At 59.7% G+C, this 3,952-nt stretch carries 2 protein-coding genes; one reads left to right on the forward strand and one right to left on the reverse strand.

The window, feature by feature from the left end:
* Nucleotides 1-300 precede the first annotated feature (300 nt).
* On the forward strand, nucleotides 301-948 hold the full coding sequence (locus NZK35_RS28915; RefSeq protein ID WP_259636007.1) for a hypothetical protein: 648 nt from the start codon (nucleotides 301-303) through the stop codon (nucleotides 946-948).
* Between the two features lie 265 nt (nucleotides 949-1,213).
* Here NZK35_RS28915 and NZK35_RS28920 read toward each other — a convergent pair whose 3' ends face one another.
* Nucleotides 1,214-3,496: a hypothetical protein gene (locus tag NZK35_RS28920; RefSeq protein ID WP_259636008.1), complete on the reverse strand. Its 2,283-nt coding sequence runs from the start codon at nucleotides 3,494-3,496 to the stop codon at nucleotides 1,214-1,216.
* Nucleotides 3,497-3,952 lie beyond the last annotated feature (456 nt).

Genomic DNA, 3,952 nt, shown 5'->3' on the forward strand with positions numbered 1-3,952 from the left:
ATCGCTGCGTAGCAGCGACCAGGAATCGCCTACAGGCTAAACACCAACGGGTGCTCAATCGCTGGTCACTGATGCCCGTGCCATTCGTACCTGCCCCCTTCTCCGCTCGACCGACGCGACCTGAAATTTAGAGTTGCCAAGATCCACAACTCGTAAATGAATGCGACGCGTGATGCGAGACGGCCTCTGCTGATTCATGGTGCTGCAGGCAGGGGAAACACCTTTGCGGAACTATTTTGCGATACAATCTCAGATCCGTAGTTTGAAATCTGAGATTGACTTTGAGCAGGAGTGTCGATCGTGACGAAAGATCCCTTCGCGGTGCCCGATGACGAGCCCAATCCGTTTGCGATTCAGCGGCCGGCCGCCGCAGATGCCGCGCTGAATCCCTACGCTCCCACGTCGCACGTCTCCGAGACCGAAGGGTTTGAGTCGGACGTGGAATCGTTTCGGCGGCGTTATCTCAGCCACGAAGCTTCGATCAAGTCGATCGGGTTCTTGTATCTGATCCCAGGCGTGCTGTTGCTGGTCTTCTTCGTCGCGATGTTGGGAGTGGCGGCGGTTTCGCTGCTGGTCGATGGCAATGGGATGCAAGGTATGGGTTTGGTCGAGGCGGCGTTGGTGGTCGGCATCTACGGAGGTCTGGGGTCGGTGCAGATCTACACCGGCCTGGGACTGCGTCGATTCAAGATCGCCGCGCGGCGTTTGGCGACCGTGTTCAGCGTCATCGGACTGCTCATGTTTCCGTTCGGCACGTTGATCAACGGTTACATCCTGTACCTGCTGCAAAGCCAGAAAGGGAAAGTCGTTTTTTCCGAATCGTATCAGGACGCGATCCGTCGCACACCGCACATCAAGTACCAGACGTCGTTGATCGTGAAAGTTCTGGTCGTGATCTTGTTCGCGGTGATCGGCTTGGGGATTACCGCGATGTTTTTCGGTACTTAGGGGCGGCGGGACTGGAGCCGCGACTTCGAGTAGACCATGATCATTTTGAGGGTGCAGGAGAGGAGTACCGCGATCATCGGATCAGTTTCCTAGAAGGGCGAACGAATGGGGAGGGAAAAAGGTCCGCTCATTCTCGTCAGGAGGAGGGAACCTGTGAGAATGAGCGGACCTGGCAGTTGGAGTCCGAATCAAAGTGCCTGCCGGCAGGATGGAGAAGACCGGCTTGATTCGTCGTGTTTACCGAAAGCGTTCTTGACGTCTTCGTTTATCGCCGATTCGAGTCGTCCTGAGTTCCACGATGAAGGGCAACCTCAGTCACGTCGTTTAGGCGATCGGAAAGATCATCTAGAACACTTTGGGCCACGCCGACCCACTGCCTGAACATGGCGTCTGCCTGGGCGAGCTGTTCTGGCGTGAAGGGCTTCGCCGTGCCCTCCGCCGGTAACTGCTCAGCGGCCTCGGCTCGCGCCAACAATTTGGCTCCACTTCCCGGGATCGGTTTCGCGGGCTGTGCGTTTGCCGGCCATACCAGGGCCAGTTCGCTTGCCACCCGCGTTGCCACTCGGTCACCGCCCACCACCAGCGATGCCAATCGTTTCCCGACCCGCTTGGGGCGGAGCCATTGGTCAGTCACGTTTGCGTCTTCCATCGCAACACTGACCTGCCACATCACATCTTCCAACAAACAATCCGGAGACCCGACATACCCGGGCACCTCGTCGACGTTCACCTCAGCTTGGGGAAGAGAGGGATTCGCGACAACCAACTTCATCGACTCAGCCTGTGGCTCAGGCTGCTCGACCTCTACGACCGCTTCCTCTTGCACCGGCTCGGCGTCCGCGGGGGCTTCGACCGCGGCATCGGCGACGAGCGTTTTCGCTTCAACCGGTGGCTCGAGCTGCGCGACTTCGGCGACCACTTCCTCTTGCAACGGCTCGGCCTCCGCGGGTGCTTCGACCGCAGCGTCGGCGACGAGCGTTTCCGCTTCAACCGGTGGCTCGACCTGCGCGACTTCGGCGGCCACTTCCTCTTGCACCGGCTCGGCCTCCGCGGGTGCTTCGACCGCGGCATCGGCGACGAGCGTTTTCGCTTCAACCGGTGGCTCGACCTGCGCGACTTCGGCGACCACTTCCTCTTGCACCGGCTCGGCCTCTGCGGGTGCTTCGACCGCGGCGTCGGCGACGAGCGTTTCCGCTTCAACCGGTGGCTCGACCTCTGCGACTTCGGCGGCCGCTTCCTCTTGCACCGGCTCGGCGTCCGCGGGTGCTTCGACCGCAGCGTCGGCGACGAGCGTTTTCGCTTCAACCGGTGGCTCGACCTGCGCGACTTCGGCGGCCACTTCCTCTTGCACCGGCTCGGCGTCCGCGGGTGCTTCGACCGCAGCGTCGGCGACGAGCGTTTTCGCTTCAACCGGTGGCTCGACCTGCGAGACTTCGGCGACCACTTCCTCTTGCACCGGCTCGGCCTCTGCGGGCGCTTCGACCGCGGCGTCGGCGACGAGCGTTTCTAGTTCCAGCGTGGGCTCAATCTGCTCGACTTCTGCAGCCGCGTCAACTTCGGCTGACAGTGCAACGGGCTCGGTCGAGGAGATCGTCTTTTGGGCCAGCGGACTCCAACCGGGCTTTCGCATCAAATCCAGTGTGTGGATGCAGAATGGTTGCAGTGATGGAGAGTACATCGCGTCGGTCCAGACGATCTGACGATCTTGGGGCTTGTCAGCCGCCGGTTTGTCTTCGGGATCGTTGGTACCAAGGTCGCTGGATTGCGATGCTGCGGCTAAATCTTCGGCGGCCAAGTCATACGGCTGGTACGCTTCTTCGATGGTCGCAATGACGGGTGAGCTTCCGATCAAGGGTCGGGCGACGGTCACCGGTTGGGCCGGTTTGCTGTCCGGCACCGCAACCGACTGATTGGTCGGGCCGGCGACCTTGCCGTCGAAATCGACGAGGGGAATGAACCCGTTGAAGTCTCCATTTCCGAGGCCGGCGACGAAGGCTTTCCCATTGTCGAACCATGCCTGAAAGGCTTTGATTTCTTGCGGTGTATGGCTGCCATCGGGACCGATCATGGCGAAGGGTTCGGTCCACTGGCTGAGCGGGATCGGGTTTCCCGCCGACGCTGCCGCGGCGATCGTCGCAAGCGTCGAATTGAACTGACTGGACGTCCGCGAGGCGTTGGAATTGGCGAGATCGGACGTTTGAGGCTCGATGTTTGTCGGAGTGTCGGATGGCTTGCTGTCAGACGGCGGCAGAATGCCTGCAAGCCAGGTGTCAAAGTTGCACGTATCGATCGTCAATTGGTCTTCCGCGGAGACCGTCAAAAATTGGGGTGTCGGAGCCTGAGATGCGAGCTTTCGAATCGCAACCGATTCTTGGCTGAAGGAGCTTTGCGAGAGGTCTTCGACCCAGCCTCGCAAGTCGCTGCTGTCGTGGGTGTCCTCGGCGACCGAGGTCTGTGAGGTTTCGAGAAAGCCTGCGGTGGTGGCAGTGACTAAACAGAGCAGCGCGTATCGGCGAAGCCGTTTTCGTAGCGATCGAGAGATTGTCATCGTGACTTGCTCCTTCCATAAGAAGGACTCCATCCGTACTGGATTGGGAATTCCAATGGCGAACCGCGAGAAAACGATCATTTGTGGGGGCATGCACTAGTCGCGTCTGGAAGAGACGCGTTCCATCCCTACTGCATTGCCATCCTTCGGGTGAAGGATACTGACCGAATCGCGATCGCGTTTATCTGGGAGTCCTTTCCTGAATGAAACGGGGTGTGGTTGGGCGGGAAGTGGTTCGCGGTGAACCGTGTTCATGAGGCCTGCCGAAGCAGGAGTCGTCCGAGTCAGCGACGGGGAAGCATAGCCGCTTGGCGACATAAGCCACTATCGGGAACTTTGCGTTCTGGGTCCCCTGTTGTGACTGGTAAAAGATTGAGATTCACGTGACCGCATCCGGTTGTGCCGGTGGAACGTGATGAACGGAAAACGATGGAGAGAGGTTCCAGGTTCCAGGTT

This window comes from Stieleria sedimenti (assembly GCF_025060895.1).
In the GTDB taxonomy this organism is placed as follows: Bacteria; Planctomycetota; Planctomycetia; order Pirellulales; family Pirellulaceae; genus Stieleria; species Stieleria sedimenti.

What these genes read in the sequence shown, in the direction of transcription:
- NZK35_RS28920 (WP_259636008.1), bottom strand. Translation starts at nt 3,496, where the DNA reads ATGACAATCTCTCGATCGCTACGAAAACGGCTTCGCCGATACGCGCTG.